The sequence below is a fragment of the Bradyrhizobium sp. CCBAU 53338 genome (assembly GCF_015291665.1).
Classification (GTDB): Bacteria; Pseudomonadota; Alphaproteobacteria; order Rhizobiales; family Xanthobacteraceae; genus Bradyrhizobium.
This window is the reverse complement of sequence record NZ_CP030048.1, coordinates 3,260,818-3,279,423: the sequence shown is the minus strand read 5'-3', so window position 1 is coordinate 3,279,423 and position 18,606 is coordinate 3,260,818. Positions and strand designations below refer to the sequence as shown.

Annotated in this window: 15 protein-coding genes and 4 pseudogenes; 9 read left to right on the top strand and 10 right to left on the bottom strand. The window is 62.1% G+C overall.

Going from position 1 to position 18,606, the window contains the following annotated elements; all coding sequences use genetic code 11:
* Window positions 1-73 precede the first annotated feature (73 nt).
* Entirely contained in the window at window positions 74-271 is a 198-nt protein-coding gene (locus XH90_RS15240; protein ID WP_194482229.1) for a hypothetical protein, read from the bottom strand.
* 388 nt (window positions 272-659) lie between these two features.
* Window positions 660-938, bottom strand: a complete 279-nt coding sequence (locus XH90_RS15235; RefSeq protein WP_194482228.1) for a hypothetical protein — start codon at window positions 936-938, stop codon at window positions 660-662.
* Here XH90_RS15235 and XH90_RS39825 point away from each other — a divergent pair.
* Window positions 913-1,815, top strand: a complete 903-nt coding sequence (locus tag XH90_RS39825) for a hypothetical protein (protein ID WP_371748352.1) — start codon at window positions 913-915, stop codon at window positions 1,813-1,815. The two genes, XH90_RS15235 and XH90_RS39825, sit on opposite strands and share 26 nt — an antisense overlap.
* Here the strand turns inward: XH90_RS39825 and trbF are convergent.
* From trbF to XH90_RS15215, 3 genes and pseudogenes are all read right to left on the bottom strand, one after another.
* Window positions 1,786-2,235 (bottom strand): annotated as a pseudogene (gene trbF / locus XH90_RS15225) (conjugal transfer protein TrbF); the annotation flags it as partial. The gene XH90_RS39825 and the pseudogene trbF overlap by 30 nt on opposite strands.
* A gap of 3 nt (window positions 2,236-2,238) precedes the next feature.
* Window positions 2,239-3,402: a P-type conjugative transfer protein TrbL gene (gene trbL, locus XH90_RS15220; protein WP_194482227.1), complete on the bottom strand. Its 1,164-nt coding sequence runs from the start codon at window positions 3,400-3,402 to the stop codon at window positions 2,239-2,241.
* 11 nt (window positions 3,403-3,413) lie between these two features.
* The gene (locus XH90_RS15215; protein WP_194482226.1) at window positions 3,414-3,887 is read right to left on the bottom strand and encodes a hypothetical protein; all 474 of its coding nucleotides are present in this window, start codon (window positions 3,885-3,887) and stop codon (window positions 3,414-3,416) included.
* A gap of 165 nt (window positions 3,888-4,052) precedes the next feature.
* Here XH90_RS15215 and XH90_RS15210 point away from each other — a divergent pair, with 165 nt between their 5' ends.
* A complete protein-coding gene (locus tag XH90_RS15210; protein ID WP_194482225.1) occupies window positions 4,053-4,592 on the top strand; it encodes a hypothetical protein in 540 nt (179 codons plus the stop codon).
* Between the two features lie 58 nt (window positions 4,593-4,650).
* Window positions 4,651-5,058, top strand: a pseudogene (locus XH90_RS15205) (phospholipase effector Tle1 domain-containing protein); the annotation flags it as partial.
* 3 nt (window positions 5,059-5,061) lie between these two features.
* Here the strand turns inward: XH90_RS15205 and XH90_RS39045 are convergent.
* The 3 genes and pseudogenes from XH90_RS39045 to XH90_RS15195 all read right to left on the bottom strand — a co-directional run.
* Window positions 5,062-5,226: pseudogene (locus tag XH90_RS39045) on the bottom strand (DNA primase); the annotation flags it as partial.
* Window positions 5,226-9,203: pseudogene (locus tag XH90_RS15200) on the bottom strand (strawberry notch-like NTP hydrolase domain-containing protein); the annotation flags it as partial. The pseudogenes XH90_RS39045 and XH90_RS15200, both read right to left, overlap by 1 nt.
* Window positions 9,204-10,189: 986 nt before the next feature.
* A complete protein-coding gene (locus tag XH90_RS15195) occupies window positions 10,190-11,602 on the bottom strand; it encodes a methyl-accepting chemotaxis protein (protein WP_194482223.1) in 1,413 nt (470 codons plus the stop codon).
* An 881-nt stretch (window positions 11,603-12,483) separates the two neighbouring features.
* Here XH90_RS15195 and XH90_RS15190 point away from each other — a divergent pair.
* Entirely contained in the window at window positions 12,484-12,639 is a 156-nt protein-coding gene (locus tag XH90_RS15190; RefSeq protein WP_371748351.1) for a hypothetical protein, read from the top strand.
* A 43-nt stretch (window positions 12,640-12,682) separates the two neighbouring features.
* On the opposite strand, the gene XH90_RS15185 is transcribed toward XH90_RS15190, so the two are convergent.
* A complete protein-coding gene (locus XH90_RS15185; protein ID WP_194482222.1) occupies window positions 12,683-13,462 on the bottom strand; it encodes a LuxR C-terminal-related transcriptional regulator in 780 nt (259 codons plus the stop codon).
* A 414-nt stretch (window positions 13,463-13,876) separates the two neighbouring features.
* Here XH90_RS15185 and XH90_RS15180 point away from each other — a divergent pair, with 414 nt between their 5' ends.
* The 5 genes from XH90_RS15180 to XH90_RS15160 are packed head-to-tail and all read left to right on the top strand — an operon-like array spanning window position 13,877 to window position 18,335.
* On the top strand, window positions 13,877-15,109 hold the full coding sequence (locus XH90_RS15180) for an acyl-CoA dehydrogenase family protein (RefSeq protein WP_194482221.1): 1,233 nt from the start codon (window positions 13,877-13,879) through the stop codon (window positions 15,107-15,109).
* Between the two features lie 29 nt (window positions 15,110-15,138).
* Entirely contained in the window at window positions 15,139-15,687 is a 549-nt protein-coding gene (locus XH90_RS15175) for an NAD(P)H-dependent oxidoreductase (RefSeq protein WP_246755828.1), read from the top strand.
* Between the two features lie 48 nt (window positions 15,688-15,735).
* Window positions 15,736-16,536: an alpha/beta fold hydrolase gene (locus tag XH90_RS15170; RefSeq protein ID WP_194482219.1), complete on the top strand. Its 801-nt coding sequence runs from the start codon at window positions 15,736-15,738 to the stop codon at window positions 16,534-16,536.
* A gap of 23 nt (window positions 16,537-16,559) precedes the next feature.
* A complete protein-coding gene (locus tag XH90_RS15165) occupies window positions 16,560-17,003 on the top strand; it encodes a cupin domain-containing protein (protein ID WP_194482218.1) in 444 nt (147 codons plus the stop codon).
* 45 nt (window positions 17,004-17,048) lie between these two features.
* On the top strand, window positions 17,049-18,335 hold the full coding sequence (locus XH90_RS15160) for a nitrate/nitrite transporter (protein WP_246755827.1): 1,287 nt from the start codon (window positions 17,049-17,051) through the stop codon (window positions 18,333-18,335).
* A 48-nt stretch (window positions 18,336-18,383) separates the two neighbouring features.
* Here XH90_RS15160 and XH90_RS15155 read toward each other — a convergent pair whose 3' ends face one another.
* Window positions 18,384-18,578 (bottom strand): hypothetical protein, encoded by a 195-nt coding sequence (locus XH90_RS15155; RefSeq protein ID WP_246755924.1) that lies wholly within the window; start codon window positions 18,576-18,578, stop codon window positions 18,384-18,386.
* Between the last annotated feature and the right edge of the window lie 28 nt (window positions 18,579-18,606).

The following is an 18,606-nucleotide window of genomic DNA, read 5'->3' as shown; positions in this document are numbered from 1 at the left end:
GCCGGCGAGCGCGAGGTGATCCAAAACATCGATATCCAGCTCGTCCTTCACGCAACGGGCTTGGCTTATGACATCAGTTCAGGTTCGGTTTTGGTGGCTTTTGGCATAGCTGCCTCAAGAGAGCCTGAGCTATCTCGTCAGCCTGTGCCGGCTGCAGAGCCACCGTGACGGATTTACCGTCCACGAAATCCAGCTTCAAAAAATGAATGTCGGTGTTGTGCCCGTAACCAGTAGCCCAATGCGCGATATTCAATCCGGTCGCACCTGCCATAGCCCAGATCCTTAAGGAGTGCGGCGATTCAGTCTTGACGCCCCTGGCCTGCTTCCTTGCCGGTGACCTACGTCTTTGCGAGATGTCGGCGACGACGGTCGGACAGAAACTAGCTCAATCGGGAAAAAGTGGCAATTGCCAGTTGGAACCGTGTTCTAGGGAAACGAACGCGAAAGCGCCGCCCGTTCAGGTTCAGCCCGCGCGGCAGGCCTCTAGCCCCGGGAGGATATGGCCCCCGGCGGGGAGATCCGAACATCTCGGTGCAGGACAGGACGTCAGACCTCGACGGCCCTAAGGTCCGCACGTCGCCGCAAAGATCTCAGGCTCATGCGCCGCGATCCACTGCGCGGGATCCTGCTCGAACGGCCCGGATGCGGCGAGGCGCTCGTCAAGGCCCGTTCTCGCTCGCAATCACGTGCTGCGCGCCATCGACGAGAACGGTCTTGATCGTATTCAAGGAGGCGCAATTCCAGACAGAATCTTGCCACATCAGATCGCAACCTAATGCGCCCGTATGTTGCATCGGCGCAGCAGTTGAAGGTTGCCAGTTGTGGTTGATTGGACCACAGTGATCGCATGTGAGCGCCGTCTGCTGCGGTTGCACTGGACTGGCCCGATCTCTTTGCCGCGCCGGAACAGCCATGCAGCGATCCAGGGCCGTCTTCATCACGGGTCTCGTCTACGCCGTGATCGGCCTCTTCCTTGCGGGGGGCGGCCTTTGGCTCGCCGCGTTGGGCGGGTCCGTCTTCTATGTTGTTCTCGGTGTCGGCATTGTCGCGACGGCCGCGCTGTTGCTGGCGCGGCGCCGTTCGGCGCTGTGGCTGTTTGCGATCGTGCTGGTCGGCACGGTGGCGTGGGCCATCTCGGAGGTGCAATTCGACTGGTGGCCGCTCGCCTCGCGCGGTGACATCGTCTTCCCCATGGCGCTCTGGCTGCTGACGCCGGTGATCGTTCGCGGGCTGCTGCGAGACCAGCCGGTGTCGTACCGAAGCGCGACGCTGCCGCTCTGGATCGGCGTCGCCGCTTCTTCCGTCGTCCTCCTCATCGGACTTCGGTCGAGCTATCACGACGTCGACGGCATGATCGCCGCGCAGGCTTCGACAGTGCCGCAAAGCGAATCCGACCCTCAGCCGGTTGGCGACTGGCGCGCCTATGGACGCACGCAATTCGGACAGCGCTATTCACCGCTCAAGCAGATCACGCCCGACAATGTCGGCAAGCTCCGGGTCGCCTGGACCTTCCGCACCGGCGACGTGGCGACGCCGGAGGATTCCGGCGAGACGACCTTCGAGGTGACGCCGATCAAGGTGCGCGACACGCTCTATCTCTGCTCGCAACACCAGGTGCTGTTTGCGCTGGACGCCGCGACAGGCAAGGAGCGTTGGCGATACGACCCCAGGCTGGTGTTCAACAAGACGTTCCAGCACATGACCTGCCGCGGCGTCTCCTACCACGAGACCGCGGCAGGCGCGGTCGACAGCAGCGGCAGCCCAGCACCCGCTGAATGTCCGCGGCGGATCGGCTTCGCGCGCGTAGTCGTTTAGGGCTTGCGCGCCGCGATCGGTGACGAAGTCGTAGGCGCGCAGCCAGTTCGCCCGAACGATGACCGGATCGATCGACAGAGAGCGGACGTTCTCGACGAACCGCGCAAGGAAATGCGCGATCTGCGCGTCTGACGGCTGGTAGGCCTCGAGCGCTGGCCCGACTGCTCGGACTTCACCGAGCCGATCGACCTCGACCACGTAGGGAACGACGCCCGAGCGAGCGATCTGGGTGAAGATCGTCAATCCGAGGACGCTGGACAGGCCGATGGCTGCCAGCGCTGCCAGCCGCCAGTTGCTGGCCTGCACCCGGGCGGACCCGAGCCTCTCGTCCCAGACCTGGGCTGCCTTCTGATAGGGCGTTACCGGCGCCGGCGTTTCGCCGTACCGGACGGACACGCGCTGAAAGGGATGACCTGACATGCCCTATTCCTCCCCCAACTTCGGACCCGAAGAATGCCCGCCCTTGTCGCCTTCCTTCAGGGTGTGAGCAGCAACCTGCGCTGCTTCCCTTGCGTGTCCCCGGCCAGACGATGCAGCCGCACGACCCGCGCCTGAAGCAGCCGCGCCGTTCGTTGCACCGCCAGCGCCCGCGCTAGAGAGCTGATCCACGGTTGCGGCCCGAGCTGGCGTACCCGCGGCCGAAGACGCCCCGGTAAGCGATGCTGCGGAGCGAACCGCAGTCATTGAACCGCCTGCCGCAAGGCGCAGTCCGCCCGCGGCAACCGCTCCACCGCCGATCGCGATTGCCGCCGCGCCCGCCACCGTTCCGGCGGCTGCACCGGCGCCTAACTGGGGCGCACCCGAGACCAATCCCGCTGCGATCCCCGGTCCGAAGATGCCAAGGCCAAACAGCGAAAGGGCCGCCAGCAACAAGCTCATGGCCGACACGATATCGACCGGCCGGGTCAGCGTGCTCGCGAGCTGGCCGAAGATGGTCGAGCCAATGCCGATGATGATCGCGAGAACCATCACCTTCACCCCCGACGCGACCACATTGCCGAGTGTCTTTTCCGCCAGGAACGAGGTCTTTCCCCACAGAGCGAACGGTACGAGGATGAAGCTCGCAAGCGTTGTGAGCTTGAATTCGATCAGCGTGACGAAGAGCTGAACCGAGAGGACAAAGAAGGCGAGCACGATCAGGATCCAGCAGAACAGCAGGATCAGGATGGTTGGGAGGTTGGTCAGGACATCAAAGCCTGAGAATTGGCCGGTCTCCTCCAGAAGCGGATGAGCGGCCGCAAACCCGGCGGAAGCGACAAAGCCTGGCCGCGCCAAGTCAGCGGCGCTTAAGCTCCCGCCTGATGCCTTCAGCCCGATGCTGGAGAAGGACGCGAAGACGACATCGGCAAGGCTCTTGAAGTTGCCGATGATGAACGCGAAGGCGCCGACGTAAAGCACCTTCTTGGCGAGCGTGACCATGATGTGGTCGTCGGCTCGCATAGCCCAGGCAAGTCCGGCGAGCGTCAGGTCGATGCCGATCAGCGTTGAACTCAAGAAGGAAACATCGCCGGATAGAAGACCAAACCCGGAGTCGATGTAGCGCGAGAAGGTCTCGGTAAAGCGGTCAATGACGGAAAGATCAGCCATGATGCCCTCCCCTACTTGCCGCTGGTGTAGGCATGGCCGTCGCCGATGAAGCGAGTAAATCGCTCCTTCGCGGCTGCCGACGATGCCTGCTGCTCGGCGGCGCGCAGCGTGTCCGCGCGCGCCTGTGTTGCCATCAATGCCTGTGTCTGCAAGGACTGCTTGATCTGCAACGCCAGCAATTCGTTGCCGGACTGTTGGGCCTGCAACGAACCGACCGCAGCGGACGAGTTTGCCATCAGCGTTCGAAGCGTCTGGCCGTCCTGGTCCAACCCGCTGACAATGGCAGACTGAATAGTGAGCGACTGCTTCAGTCCGTCGTAGCTATTGTCCCAACGCGACGTCGCATCCTGCACCATCTTGTCGGAGGAGATGGCTGCAGCGTATTGGCGAGGATAAGCACAGCCGATCAGGACTGCATGTCTGATCAGGTACTCCCTCGCATCGGTGCGATGTAGCCCCCGGCCCGCGCTGGGGAAAAGCTGCATTGATATAGCCAAGCAACTTGAAAGTGTGACAGTATCACGAAATTGCACTGAGGCGCGGGGCCGCTCCGCTCGGCAGAAGTGCCCGAAAGTCCCGCGTTGCGCAGGAGAGCGGCTTCGATCGAGCAGCGATTTTAGTTGGGGGGCATATTTGTGCGGACGATCCTTTTGCTGTTCGGACTGACGCTAGCGTTGACTCTCGTGCTGAAGTATCTTGTCGCGCCGCGATATGGCGAGGACGTCGCCGAACGATTTCTCGAGCGGCTCAAGTATATTCCCTCCCAGACCGAGGTTCTAAGCAAGGCGACACTCGCTCGCTGGCTCGCAGACAGCCCGCATGCCAGAGCGATCAGCGGATATGTTTTTCCCGTCCTGTTCCCCCTCGACGTCCTCTTCCTGATTTGCCTTGGGCTATTCCTTGCCCTTGCATCCGCCTCGCTCGCTGAACGGCTGGGATTCCTCTCAGCCGTGCCGGCGTGGATCTGGTGGATCATCCCCGCCTCCTACATGGCGTCGGATCTTGCTGAAGATGCCGGCCTTGTGGCGACCTTGAAGTCGTGGATCAGGCTCACTCCGACCTCGTTCCGTCTCCTCTCGATCCTCACCTCTCTCAAACTCGCCACGGTGACACTGGCAATCGGCCAGTTCGCATTCCTTGGCGCGCTGAACCTGCTGTTGTTGATCTTTCCGCCGAGCCCACCTGTTTGAACCGACGCCTGTGATTGCTCGCGAAAATTGATGACCCCTATTCGTCTGGAGGAAGCCGATGTCCAAGAATATCGTTCTGCTATCGGATGGCACGGGCAACGCAGCCGGCAAGGTTTGGCGAACCAACGTCTGGCGGACCTTTCAGTCGCTCGATCTCAAGACGTCCGACCAGATCGCAATCTACGATGATGGTGTCGGCACATCATCGTTCAAGCCGCTGGCCATCCTCGGCGGAGCGTTCGGGTATGGCCTGAAGCGCAACGTCATCAATCTCTACAAATTCCTTTGCCGCAATTACCAGGACGGCGACAAGATTTATGCCTTTGGCTTCAGCCGTGGTGCCTTCACGGTTCGGATCGTCGTTGGCCTGGTGCTCAATCAGGGCCTCGTCAAATTCGCCAATGAGGGGGAACTCGACAACAAGGCGCGTGCGGCCTATCGCGCCTATCGTCACGACAAATATCCAGTCTGGAATCTCCAATAGCCGCACGAACAACGAGCGGCCTGGCGTGTTGTGAACGTCGCCGACCAGCCAGTAGCGCCCCTCCCGCTTGCCTTGGGAAAGATAATGTCGGCACACCGCCTCGGCCTCGCGCGCGAGCCGGCGTGCCAGTTCGGACGCATCGCGGGGCATCACGCGGCCTCTCGCTCACTAATGCTCGCGACCGGATAGGTGTCGAGCACCTTTGTCAGAACCCCGACGCCGCTTGCGTCCGTCGGCACGAACATGCGCAGCTTCCAGGAGATGATCTCTCCAAAGAGCCCATAAGCCCGGAGACGATCGCGCATCGTTTCATTGAATTCAGCCAGTTCGATGCGGTACGCGCCCATGACCCGGGCACGGCGAAGCTGGAGCCCCTCCGCAAGATCAAGAACGGTCCGTCCTTCCATTAGCGCGGCAAAGGCGGCGTCCGCCGTCAACGCCGGCGCGACCGCCGCAGAGACGTTTGCGACCCAGGTGGCCGAGACCTTGCGACCAATGATGCGTTCGCCCGTATCCGTTTGAAGCCGATAGACCCGGGTCGACTCATTCGGCAGCCGCTTCCAAATGGGCAGCAGCAAGCCCGCCACGACATGGATCGTGCTTTCCGTGAACTCGGGGACCTCGGCGAGCTCCGCCAGCCAGGCTGCTACAAAGCGTTCGCGATCCGCATCGACCCAATGGCTTTCCGCCATCATGGTGAGGGAGACACTGTGTCCCTCCATCGGCCGGATCAGGCGAACGCGCCGCTCGATCTCGCCGTCGTCGAGCATGAAACTCGGGGCTGGCACCTGCACGGCGGATCGTCCCGAGCGCTCGTTGATCAGCAGGACGGCATGAGGATTGGAAAGACGAGCAAGAGCGTCATCCAGACCCACAGGGTGGTTGCGCAGGCGCTCGGTAATCGTGAGAAGCCGGGTCTCAGCGCCAGTGCCCGGATGCGCGTAAATCGTCTGCCGGTCGGTGACGACAAAGCTCTCGGCACGAAGCGTTTCCAGCCCGACGTCATAGGTGCCCGATGCGACGGCGCCCTCGATCCGAGCGGTCAACAGCTGCTCGAAGGCGGTGAACAGGATGTTCTGTAGCTCGATGGTGAGCGCCAACAGCCTGTTCAGGAAGGTCGTGATTGGCGGTAGCTCATCCTTGAGCCCATTGGCATCCGTCAGCTTCAAGCCGGTCGCATCTTCGAACCGCTCGAGCGAGCAGCCGTCGACCTTGCCTCGCGCCAGCAGCATGTAGAGCTGACGCAATGCGTCACGGCCATACTGGCTTTCGAGATTGTCCTCGGGCCGGAACAGGCCCTGCCCGCCGGTCTGGCGCTGACCGCGCGTGATGGCTCCCAACGTGTCGAGCCGGCGGGCAATGGTGCTGAGAAAGCGCTTTTCGGCCTTCACATCGGTCGCGATGGGACGAAACAGCGGCGGTTGGGCCTGGTTGGTCCGATTGGTCCGGCCGAGGCCCTGGATCGCGGCGTCGGCCTTCCAACCGGGCTCAAGAAGATAGTGAACCCGCAGGCGCCGATTCCGTGCCGATAGCTCGGCATGGTAGCTCCTCCCCGTGCCGCCCGCATCGGAGAACACGAGGACGCGCTTGACGTCGTCCATGAAGGCCGAGGTCTCCGCGAGGTTGGCCGAGCCGGCACGGTTTTCGACCACCAGCCGGTCGCCCTTGCGAACGATGCGGCGCGAGCGGCCGGTCACTTCGGCGACCATGTCGGTGCCGAAGCGCTGCACGACCTGGTCCAGCGCGCCAGGTACTGGAGGAAGCGACGCCAGCTTCTCGATCAGGCCGTCGCGGCGGGCAACCGCCTCCCGGCTCTCGACCGGTTGGCCGTCACGATAGACAGGACGGGAGCACATGTTGCCTTCGGAGTCGGTGAAGGGCTCGTAGAGCTGAACCGGGAAGGAATGGGCGAGATAATCGAGGACGTACTCGCGCGGAGTGATGTCGACGCGAACATCGCCCCAATCCTCGGTCGGGATCTCGGCCAACCGGCGCTCCATCAGGGCCTCGCCTGTCGAGACGATCTGGATGACGGCGGCATGGCCGGCGTCGAGATCACGCTCGATCGAGCGGACCAGCGACGGCGTCTTCATCGAGATCAATAGGTGCCCGAAGAAGCGTTGCTTCGCACTTTCGATGGCGGATCGTGCCGCGGATTTGGCCTGCCCGTTCAGCGTTCCGGTCTCGCCGGTGATGTTGGCGGCCCGCATTGCAGCATCGAGGTTGTTATGGATGATGCCGAACGCTTCGGCGTAGGCGTCGTAGATGCGAACCTGCTCCGGCGTGAGCTGGTGCTCGACGAGCTCGTACTCGACGCCTTCGTAGGAGAGCGAGCGGGCCGCGTAGAGACCGAGCGCCTTGAGGTCGCGCGCCAGCACCTCCATCGCCGCGACGCCGCCCTCCTCGATCGCCTCGACGAATTCGCCCCTGGTGGCGAACGGGAAATCATCACCGCCCCACAATCCCAGCCGCTGTGCATAAGCAAGGTTGTGCACAGTGGTGGCGCCGGTTGCCGACACATAGACCACGCGCGCATTTGGCAAGGCGTGCTGGAGCCGCAGGCCCGCACGCCCCTGCTGAGAGGCCGCCTGGTCGCCGCGCTCGCCCTTGCCCCCGACCGCGTTCTGCATGGCGTGGCTCTCGTCGAAGACGATCACTCCGTCGAAATCCGAGCCCAACCATTCGACGATCTGCCGCACGCGCGAAAGCTTTTCGCCGCGCTCGTCGGTGCGCAGCGTAGCGTAAGTGGTAAATAGGATGCCTTCAGAAAGGCGGATGGCCGTGCCCTGGCGGAAACGCGATAGCGGCGTTACAAGCAGCCGCTCCATGCCGATCGCGGACCAGTCACGCTGCGCATCCTCGATCAGCTTATCGGACTTGCTGATCCAGACTGCGCGACGGCGATGCTTGAGCCAATTGTCGAGCAGGATGCCCGCGACCTGCCGCCCCTTGCCAGCGCCTGTCCCATCGCCGAGAAACCAGCCGCGGCGAAAGCGGACGGCATTTTCCGCATCGTCGCGCGCGGCCGCCACGACGTCAAAGGTCGCATCGACCGTCCAGGAGCCAGCGAGGAACTCGGAATGCGCTTCGCCAGCGTAGATGACGCTCTCAAGCTGGGCGTCCGACAGGCTGCCATTCGCCACAAGACTGGCTGGCAGATGCGGCCGATAGGAAGGTCGTGGCGGCGCGACGGATGCCATTGCAGCCGACTGCACGAGCTTGGTCGGATGCGCCTGCGCGTCCGCAATGCGGACCGATTGCAATCCGTATTCCTCATAAAGCGCATCGGTAAGCCGGGCACCTTTCGGCGGCGACCATTCGACTATTTCGTATGCGAGCTCTACGCTTGCTGGCGCGGCGACGCCCGAAGTGGAGGATAGGCGTGGCGCGGAAGCGCCGAGGGATCGAGACTTCTCGGGGTGTCTGCCGACGTCGATCACGACAGAGGCGGCAACGGGCAACCTCTGAGGCACATGCTGGCTCACCCAGCCGAGCAAGGTAGCGACATCGCCCGCCATGCCGAGCGAGGCCGGCAAGACGTTCGGATCCGCCGCGGGCTGCTTGTCGATCACAAGCAGCCTTGTGTCGGCTTGAGTTCCGTGTTTCGCGTAAACGGCACCATCGAGCGCGGCCGAGAAAACGACACGCCCGCGTTCCTGAAGGCGAACGAAGGCATCTCGCCATGCCGGATTGTCCGGCCCGAAGCTTGCGCCGGCGATGGCGACCAAACGCCCACCGTTGCAAAGGCGCGCCAAGGCCGAAGCTATGTGCCGAAGCGCCGCGTCGGCCATTCGTCGATCGACATTTGCCAGCGCCGAGAACGGCGGGTTCATCAAGACGACGCTAGGTACGACACCGGCTTCGAGGTGATCATCGATCTGGACGGCGTCGAACCGGGTGACCTCAACGCCGGCAAACAGACGATCGAGCAATGCCGCACGGGGTTCGGCCAGCTCGTTCAATATCAGGCTGCCGCCGGCGAGCTCGGCGAAGATGGCGAGCAAGCCTGTCCCGGCGGAAGGCTCCAGAACGCGGTCGGCGGGTGTAATGGCCGCTGCGGTACATGCGACCAGCCCCAGCGGGATCGGCGTCGAGAATTGTTGAAGCGCCTGGCTATCCTCGGAACGCGACACACAACCAGAGACCGATGTCGGCGACACCTGTCGTATTTTGCAGGCACATCGGACGTTCGAAGAAGTGCGAAAATTCCCCTGATTGCGCGGAGAAGCCAAGGCAGCCCAAAACCTCGCCATGCTCCAACCCGAGGTTGAGAGCGAATGCCGTTTCATAGGCGGTTTCCGGATAATGTCCGGCATCAGGCGCCCGCCGTTGTAGGACGACGCTCGTCGGGAATTGCAGGAAGGCTGCCCCGATATGGCAGAAGTCGAGAATGGTGTTGGCGCGCCCGGCGCACTCTTTGGGAAATTATTCGCCAAGAACTGCGTAGCTAAGAACGGTAGCCGCGCCGACTTCGGCCACGATGGGCAATAGAAACTATGATGGCTGCGGGCATCGCACATCGACACGAGCTGAGCCATAATTGAGACGGATCCGACTCGCATTGCTAGTTGACGCTGTAGACAGCTCTGAATGCACCGCGGACCGTACCGGTGCCAATCATCGCGCTCGCGATCAGACAATTGATCGAACGCGTGATCGGTTCGTCTTTCCAATGCCAACTAGATGGACCAATAATCGACGGCGGGAACCCGACAGAACCCGAAAACGCGGTTTGGATAGTTACGAACAACCATCGCCTTCACCACAAACTATTGCTCGACTGACGATCAAGATTGCCGGGAGGTCGCCTGAACCTGGTCGGGGTCCCGCTCGTTCTAACGACGACGATTGATGGTGAATTCTAGTGCGCTCACCAACAGCCAGCGCGCGGAAATCGATCAGAAGCGCCAACAAGATCGATCCTGACTGTGTCTCACTGAGCGTCGTTGCATAACGTCCAATCATTTAGAACCATGGGCAACGATGATCAAAGCCATGATAGCAGACCTCAGCGTTAACCCCGCCGGTATGAGTAACAAGGTTAGGCTGAACCGGACGCCGTCCAGCCGTTGCTCGATGAGCAACATGTCATGACGCGAGAACGGCCTGTTTGTTAAGACGCTCTAATCCTGAGCACGAAGTCGCTGACGTCGGTCTTGAGACGCGCAGCCTGCTGCGAGAGCTGCTGAGCAGAGCTGACTACTTTTCCGGAAGCCGCTTCAGTCTCGGTCGAGGCCCGAGTGACGTTCACGATGCGCCCGCTTACCTGATCGACGCTATCTGAGGCCTGTTGCACGTTGCCGGCGATTTGGGTCGTTGCTCGCCCCTGTTGCTCCACTGCGGTGGCGATGGCGGCCGCAATCTCGCTGATCCTTTCGATCGTACCTGAGATCGCTTCAATCGCGCCGACGGCATTACGCGAGGCCGTTTGAACAGAGTTGATTTGCGCGGCAATTTCGTCGGTCGCTTTACCCGTTTGACTAGCCAACGCTTTGACCTCCTGTGCGACCACCGCGAACCCCTTGCCGGCCTCGCCTGCTCGTGCGGCCTCGATCGTCGCGTTCAAGGCAAGTAGATTGGTTTGGCTCGCGATGGCGTTGATCAGGTTGACTACGTCGCCGATTTTCTGGGAGGCAGCCGCTAGCTCTCGTATGATTCCGTTCACCTTGTCAGCTTCTGCCACGGCATCTTTGGTAACCGCAGCAGAGTCCTCCACTTGACGACCGACCTCCCGGATAGCCGAAGCCAACTCCGTCGTAGCGGAAGCCATCGATTGAACGTTCAGCGATGCTTGCTCGGCGCTGAGGGCTACTGCCTTAGCTTCCTGCTGATTTTGCTCGGCGGAACCCGAAAGGGAGGCCGCTGCGACGTTGAGTTCGACAGCCTGCGACGAAACAGCTTCAACAATTCCCATGACGCTGCGATCAAGGTCAGCCGCCAGTGCATTCATCGTTCGCGCGCGCCCCTCGCGTATTTCGATTAATGCCGAGATGTCCTGCCAAGAGGCGACCGAGACCCGCCTGCCGTTGCGTGTTTCTGACACCACCACAGCGACTCGAATGGGAGTGGCGGTGCCGTCCGTTCGGCGAACCCACCATTCAAACGCAGCCTTCCCGGTTTTGGCTAAAAGCGCGCCGGTTTCCGCGAAGGACTCCGCGACGCTCCTGCCATCCGGTTGAGGGTCGAGCGAAATAGACGTTAGCTGAAGGCCAGCCATCTCGCGGCCGGATTTCAGGCCGACAATCCGCGCTGCGGCGTCGTTTGCAATCAAACACTTATCCTGATCAAAAATGGCGATTCCGTCCGGCGTCGCAGAGAACGCGCTAGCCGCCAGCTCATCCAGTTCCGTCGAAGTTTCGTTGCCGATTGATCGATATCGTGACACGAAGCTCATGACGAGTGGAGCGGCCGCCGCTGCGAGACCCAGCCAAAGGCCGGTCGATGACGGATCATGATTTGCGATGAGCACTGCGCCGAGCGACGCCGGCACAAGAAAACGGTCTGCGCCGCGAGACAGTACAGTCATGGTTGTTTCCTCAACGGTCCGTGGCTCAAGTGAACTTTTCTCTGAGCAAGAGCAAATCGCGAGCCTGCCTCGGCAAATTTCAGGTTTTGATGCTAAAACATCACTAACGGTCCTACAGACAAGATCGGGTTTAATAGGCCGAAAACGAATTAGATGCTCTAAAAGCGCATTATCGTGGATTGCGATCATCTTGGCCTGTGATCTTCCCTCGACCACCAAGAACGTCGCGCTCCGCTTTCAGAGTACCAGACTGAATTGGAAGCCATCGCGAAGCAACTCACGAAACACGACTATCTCGCCGAATACATGGGGCGCGAAGTTAGCGATCTGCCCATGCCTGCCTCATTGTGGATGAAACTCTTGAGGCTTCTCGGCGATCGCGTGGCGCGACGTCTTTCCGAGATTCCCGCTCATTGGGCGGCTCGACGGGATGTGGAAGAATCCGACATTTTCGCGGGGTCTTACTCGACGAGTCTGTGCCTAACCCTGGCCGATTTCGTCCTGAAAGAGCCCAAGACTCTCCGTGTGCTCGTGGAATGGTTGTCTTGCCGGACCTATTCGAGCAGGCGAGAGAGAAGGATGATCTCGACATTGTTTGGAAGATAATCGGGCCAAACTTGCAGGTGCCGTGCTTCGCGAAGTCTCGCGGAAAGGTTTGTTGGCGGAGGTCTGCGGAGCACTCGTCGCCCAGTCGGTGCGAAACTGCTCAACTTGCAGCCATTTCTTACTAGAACTCATCGAGGCTCGGCCGACGGATGCGGGCCTGATCGTACGATCATGGCTCCAGAACGGCATTGTCGACGATCGAAGCGAGTGGCTGATCAAGAACTTCGCGCGCATGACGGTGCGGACCCAGGACCACGTCGCGCTTACCCTCCGGCATGCCGCGAGCCGGGTTCACGGCGATCAAGCCGGAGGTGCTGACAGTGAAGCCGTCCGACGTCGGCGCCAAGGCGATCGGCCATTTCAACTTCTTCCGCCGCCAGCATTGCGACAGGCTGTGGCGCGGCGTCGCGGAATGGCTCCAGGGCGAGTGAGGGCGACGCAAGGGATTGCGGGCGCGGCCCATGCTTTCGTCGCCTATTGCCGGCTGGCCGGGCTCAGCAGGAAGGCCGCCAGCTCGGTGCGATTATGCGCTCCGAAGCGGCGACACAGGTTTGCGACGTGCTCCTTCACGGTCTGATCCGAGATCCCCATCTCCCGCGCGATCTCCTTGTTGGTTTGGCCGCGACAGACGCGAACGGCCACATCGGCCGAACGCCGCGGAAGCGATGCCGAAAGCGTCGCGGCAGGCTCGGGAGCCGAGATGGCGCCGCGATGCGCCTCGATCTCGCCCGCATTCATCATATTCGTCAAAGCAAGCGAACCGGCACGGCACAGCACTTCCATGCGCTGCCGCGTCCGCGACGTGTAGGGCGCGTCCATATCTGTCGTCGCGGTGAACAGCACGCCGACGATCTTGTGGCTGGACCATAGGGGCCCGCCCATGTTGTAGGCAAGACCCCACTCATGCAGCATCTCGAAGGACGGACTGTGCCGCCACCGCTGCGGGCCGACCACGGTTTCGCCGTCTGCCGCGCGCCCCCTGGTCATGATGGAGTCGAGCACGGGATCACACTTCCAGAAGCCGGCCTTGTAGTTTTCGAGCAGGCCTTCCGCGACGTGACTACTGTAGACTAACTCGGGCGTGAGCCCATCGAGCAGATAGAGACCAACGGTCGGCGATCCCGTCATTTTCGCAATCGCGGAACAGCAGGCAATGCCGAGCGACCGTACCGACCGGCTCTCGGCGATCGACAGCAGCCGATCTGCGAGCTGACGCTCGGGCAGACCATCCAAATCCTCCTGCTCGGCTATCACCACCGCTCCTCGCGAGATCGTGTCGTGCCCGAAGCGACGACGCGGAATTGCCGATTATTATAAGCCTAAAGTTTCTTCCGAGGCCTTTGCTCCGTCAAGCGAAAAGATGCGGCAAAGCCTCGTTCTACCGGCTCAGCTTTGCGGCAGCGCACGCTCGCCCCCCCATGATGGGGGATTGCCGGTTCGCCCAACTCGTCGCTAGCCTTCAACTATCGTGATCGCGCGACGACCTTTGCGCGGTTCCGACAGGGACACGTCGACACCATCGCAAGCCGTTCATCACACGTGCCAACTGCATTGGCGCGCGGCGGAATCGTTTTGCGAAAAGCCGCCCCCGTGTTCCCGCCGATCCAAGCCTTCCCGCCGACGTCAATCCGCGCGGGCGGCCAACAGCCTGACGTGGAGACATCGACCATGAGCCTTTCTGTGCAGCGCGCCGTAAAGTCAACCGCAACGCCAACGGTGGCCGAATTTCATGCGCGCCTCGACGCCCTGCTGCCATTGGTCGAATCCAGGGCCGCTCAGGCCGAGGCGCAGGGCTATCTCACCGATGACGTGGTGGCCGCGCTGCGCAAGGCCGGCATCTACAACATGCTGTTTCCTAAGGAGGTCGGCGGCGCTGAGCTTCTTCCCTACGACGCCATGACCGTGATCGAGCGTCTCGCCTACACCCACGCATCCGCTGGCTGGTGTGCGATCGGCTGCAACATGGAAGGAACGACACTCGCCATCTACATCGAGGATGAGGGCATAAGAAAAGTCTTCGCTGGCGGCCCCGATATTACCATTGCCGGCAACGGCGTTCCACGCGGTTTCGCCCGCCCGGTCGACGGTGGGTACATGATCCGCGGCAACTGGGCCTATGGCAGCGGCATCCAGCATGCCGAGTGGGTGCATTCCGGCTGCTTCCTGACGGACGCATCCGGCAAGAACATGGTGCTCGGCCCAAACGGCAAGCCCAAGATCGTCGTAACCCACCATCCGCGCTCGACGATCAAGCTGATGGGCAATTGGGACGTGCTCGGCCTGCGTGCCACCGGAAGTTTTGACTATACGCTGAGCGAAGGCGACGAGCTGTTCGTGCCGACCCACATGACCTACGACTTCGACATCGGCGCGCCGCGGCGCGGCGGTGTGCAGGGTGCTCTGGGACTGGCCGGCTACAGCGCCTGGTCGCATTCGGCCTGGGCGGTCGGAGCTGGACGCCGCATGCTCGACGAACTCGTGAAGGTGATCGTCCAGCGCCAGGATCCCTTCGGCAAATCGTGCGAAAGCGCGAGCTTCAAGTTTCAGTTCGCTCAGGCCGAAGCGCACTTCCGCGCGGCTTGCGCGCTGGTGCACGAAACCTGGAAGGAGGTCTCGGACACCTGCGCCAGCGGCGAACCTCCGTCGCTGGACCAGATGACCATGATGAAGCTGTCGCTGCGCCACATCCACGACGTGCTGTCTGATGTCGGGACCTTCGCGCACCGCGCTGCCCGAGGCGCCTCGCTGCACAACACGCCGATGCAGCGGTTCTATCGCGACATCCACTCCGGCACCCAGCACATCCTGATGGCCGACCAGATCGTCGAGGAATGCGGCCGCGCCCTGCTCGGGCTCCCCGGTCCCGATGCGCAGTGGACCGTGTTCGGGGTAACGGGCTGAGCGTGCGGCCAGACATGAAGGGCGTGAACGTGAGGACATCCCGCATCGTTGGATTCTGCGGTAACAGTTGGCGACCGGCGAAGTCGCGCGTGCTGGTGGAAGCCGTCGCGGCTGACCTGCTCGGGCAGCATGGACTCGAGACCGACGTCCTCGACCTCGTTGATGCCGGCTCAGGCGTAGCCACCTTTACTCGCATCGGCCTCGACGGCCAGGCCCGCGCCGTCGTCGAGGCGATCGAGCAGGCCGACGGCCTTGTGATCGGCTGCCCGGTATTCCAGGGCTCCTATCCAGGCTTGTTCAAGCACGTATTCGACCTGATCGAACCAGGCGCGCTGCGCAATCGCCCGGTGCTGCTCACCGCCGTCGGCGGCGGCCTGCGCCACTCGCTGGTGGTCGAGCACCAACTCCGTCCCCTGTTCGGGTTCTTCGAGGCTTGCACCATCTCGACCGCGATCTACGCTAGCAGTGGCGAGTTCGAGCCGGATGAATCGCTCTCTCCAATCATCGCAGCACGGCTCGCCAATGCCGTCGAGCAGTTCGCCATGCTTCTCAACGGTCGCCAGGCGAACGCCGCATGAGAGTCCTTCGCATCACACGACCTGACGACCTCAACCGGAGATAGCGCCATGCTTGATACCGTCAAACCCTCGCCCGATCTCACCGGCTTCACGCGCGCGGAGTACGATATCAACGGAGTGCGGACGGTCGTCCACACGATCGGAAGCGGTCCGGAGCTGGTGTTCCTGCACGGCACCGGCACCTTCACCGGCTTCGAGATGGCGCGCGACTGGGCGAAGCGGCACACCGTGATCATTCCCTATCACGTCGGCTTTGGCGACTCCGGTGATGCCGCTGCGATCGACACGATCGAGGATCACGTCCTCCACTACATGGATCTCTTCGACAAGCTCGCGCTTGCGCAGTTCGACCTCGCCGGCTTCTCGCTTGGCGGATGGCTCGCCGCAGAGTACGCGATCCGCCAGGCGCAGCGCGTGCGCAAGCTGGTGCTGGTCGCGCCAGCCGGCCTCGTGGTGCCGAGCGCGCCCGCCCCGGGATTGTTCGAGATCGCGCCGCAGGAATTGCCGGCCTATCTCGCGCACGATCCCGCAGCGGCGCTGCGTTACTTCCCAAAGGTGCCCGATCCCAGCTTCGACGAGCGCCTGGGTCGGGAGGTCACGGGCTTTGCCAAGCTGATCCGCAGCGAGCCGCAGGGTAATCCGAAGCTTGCGAACTGGCTGCATCGGATTTCGATGCCGACGCTGGTGTTGTGGGGCGCGGCTGACCGGTTGCGTCCGACGGCACAGGCGCACGTCTGGACGGCCGGCCTACCCGACGCCCGCATGACGCTGGTGCCCGCGACGGGCCATCTCGTCTTCGAAGAGACGCCCGCTGCCGCGCAACACGTCATCGACTTCCTTGCCGATTGAATCCAGCAATAGAGGACATAAGCATGATCGAGATGCCCCCGGGCGTAACCCCTTCCAAGGAAGGTTTCGACAACATCGTCTGGAACATTCTGGGCCAGACCTACACGCTCAAGCAACATTCCGAGGCCTCAATGGCCTGGCACGCCGTGTTTCCGGACGGAACCTTCGTGCCGCCGCACGTGCATTGGACCCAGGACGAGTTCGTCTATGTGCTGACCGGCCGATACGATCTCTGGCTCGATGGCAGAGATTTCGTTGCCAAAGCCGGCGATCTCGTGCGCATGCCCAAGGGCATTCCCCACGGCATCTTCAACAAGTCGGGCGAGACAGCGACAAGCCTGTTCTGGGTGGCTCCAACGCGCTCGCTGAAGGAGCTGTTCGAGCGCATCCATAACCTCCCCGATCCGCAGGAGGTCGTGCGACGCGCCGCCGAGCACGAGGTCGAATTCCTGCCGGCGCCGACCTGACGCCGCGCTTTTGCCCCGACGATACGCACCCCGCAAGGACGGATGATGACCATGCTGATGACCAACTGGACGACGATTTCCGAGAGCGACCGCCAGCGGATTGGACGATGGCAGAAGGGAATGCTGGCACTCGCCATCCTCTGCGAGATCTTTCTTGCCGCGGACTGGTACGCCTTCGCCGCAGTACTGCCCTTCGTCTCGGAAAGCCTGAAACTCAATCCCGCTGAGGCAGGGCTGGCACAGGGCATCTTTGCGCTGACCTACGGCGTCGGAATGGTGGTGTGGTCGCCGGTCAGCCGCGCAATGACGGCGCGCAATATGCTGCTGATCGGACTTGCGGGCACCGGCCTCGGCATGGTGCTCCAGGTGTTCGTACAGAGCTACATGCAGCTCGTATTGCTGCGGCTCGCAATCGGCTTCTTCGACGCTGGCATCTTCATCGGCAATATGAAGCTGATCTTCGGCTGGTTTCCTCAAAGTCGGCGGGGCTCGGTGGTAGGCATCATTCTCGCCGCCTACAGCCTCGCCATCACCATGGATTTCGCACTCGGCATTCCCCTGACGATCGCAGCCGGCTGGCGGTTCTTCTTCGCCGTGCTGGCAATGGGCACGCTGATCGTTGCAGCGATCGATGCGCTCGTCGTCCGCAACAATCCGCGCGAGCTCGGCCTCGACGGCTTCACCTGGGGCAACGAGGCACAACACCAGCATCTGCCACTCGGCGAAATCTTCCGTTCGAAATGGATCGCGGTGGGCGGCTTTGGCATCGTGGCCTGCACCTTCGCGATCGCCGGCACGGCCACCTGGGTCGTGCCGGCCTTCATCACCGTGCAGCACATGGCGCCGGACTCCGGCGCCGTGATCGGCACCGTGATGGGACTGTCTCAGGTGCTGTTCCTGGTGATCGGTGGTTACATGTCTGATCGATTGGGCAAGCTCTTCATGATCAAGCTCACCTCGTTCCTTGCCTTTCTCACGGCACTGATGTTCCTGTGGAGCGTAGTCACGCCGATGCCATTCGGAATGCTGGTGTTGTTTGCAGCGCTCAGCGGCGTTGCGCTGCTTGGCGGCGGCGCGATCTTTGCCCTGTTGAGCGAAAAGTATTCCGATGCGCTCGCGCCGGCGGCGATCGGCTATGCCGAAGTATTCGGCATCTTCTCGGCGTTCGTGGCCCCCTGGATGATGGGCGCCATCATCGACGCCTCCGCCGGCCTGTTCACCGGGGCCTTCATTGCCTTTGCCGTGGTCGAGTTCATCATCGTCGGCCTCTTGATGATCCTCGCCCGCGACGACGTCAGGCAGGAAGTAACCATGGAAAGTCCCGCGGAATAGATCTCAACGGGTCTGGTGGGGGGCTTCGTCCTGCACCGGCGTCTTCCCTCAGCGAACGATCGTCGTCAGCGACGAGTAGCTCCTGTTCGGCTTGGCTTCGCCCGGCGCGAACTGCGCGAAGGGATCGCTGACGCGCACCGCCTGCGGCGTATCTCCGGCGAAGCGGAATTCCTTGGGCCGCGCCGTGTAGAAGCTGGTGCTGAAATAGGCGTCGTCGAAGCGCGCTTCGCCGACCCCGAACAATGCGCTCCAGACGAACGGAACGTATCCA

What these genes read in the sequence shown, in the direction of transcription:
- trbL (WP_194482227.1), bottom strand. Translation starts at nt 3,402, where the DNA reads ATGGCTGATCTTTCCGTCATTGACCGCTTTACCGAGACCTTCTCGCGC.
- XH90_RS15190 (WP_371748351.1), top strand. Translation starts at nt 12,484, where the DNA reads ATGCCGCGAGCCGGGTTCACGGCGATCAAGCCGGAGGTGCTGACAGTG.
- XH90_RS39825 (WP_371748352.1), top strand. Translation starts at nt 913, where the DNA reads ATGCAGCGATCCAGGGCCGTCTTCATCACGGGTCTCGTCTACGCCGTG.
- XH90_RS15165 (WP_194482218.1), top strand. Translation starts at nt 16,560, where the DNA reads ATGATCGAGATGCCCCCGGGCGTAACCCCTTCCAAGGAAGGTTTCGAC.
- XH90_RS15240 (WP_194482229.1), bottom strand. Translation starts at nt 271, where the DNA reads ATGGCAGGTGCGACCGGATTGAATATCGCGCATTGGGCTACTGGTTAC.
- XH90_RS15160 (WP_246755827.1), top strand. Translation starts at nt 17,049, where the DNA reads ATGACCATGCTGATGACCAACTGGACGACGATTTCCGAGAGCGACCGC.
- XH90_RS15180 (WP_194482221.1), top strand. Translation starts at nt 13,877, where the DNA reads ATGAGCCTTTCTGTGCAGCGCGCCGTAAAGTCAACCGCAACGCCAACG.
- XH90_RS15215 (WP_194482226.1), bottom strand. Translation starts at nt 3,887, where the DNA reads ATGCAGCTTTTCCCCAGCGCGGGCCGGGGGCTACATCGCACCGATGCG.
- XH90_RS15170 (WP_194482219.1), top strand. Translation starts at nt 15,736, where the DNA reads ATGCTTGATACCGTCAAACCCTCGCCCGATCTCACCGGCTTCACGCGC.
- XH90_RS15195 (WP_194482223.1), bottom strand. Translation starts at nt 11,602, where the DNA reads ATGACTGTACTGTCTCGCGGCGCAGACCGTTTTCTTGTGCCGGCGTCG.
- XH90_RS15235 (WP_194482228.1), bottom strand. Translation starts at nt 938, where the DNA reads ATGAAGACGGCCCTGGATCGCTGCATGGCTGTTCCGGCGCGGCAAAGA.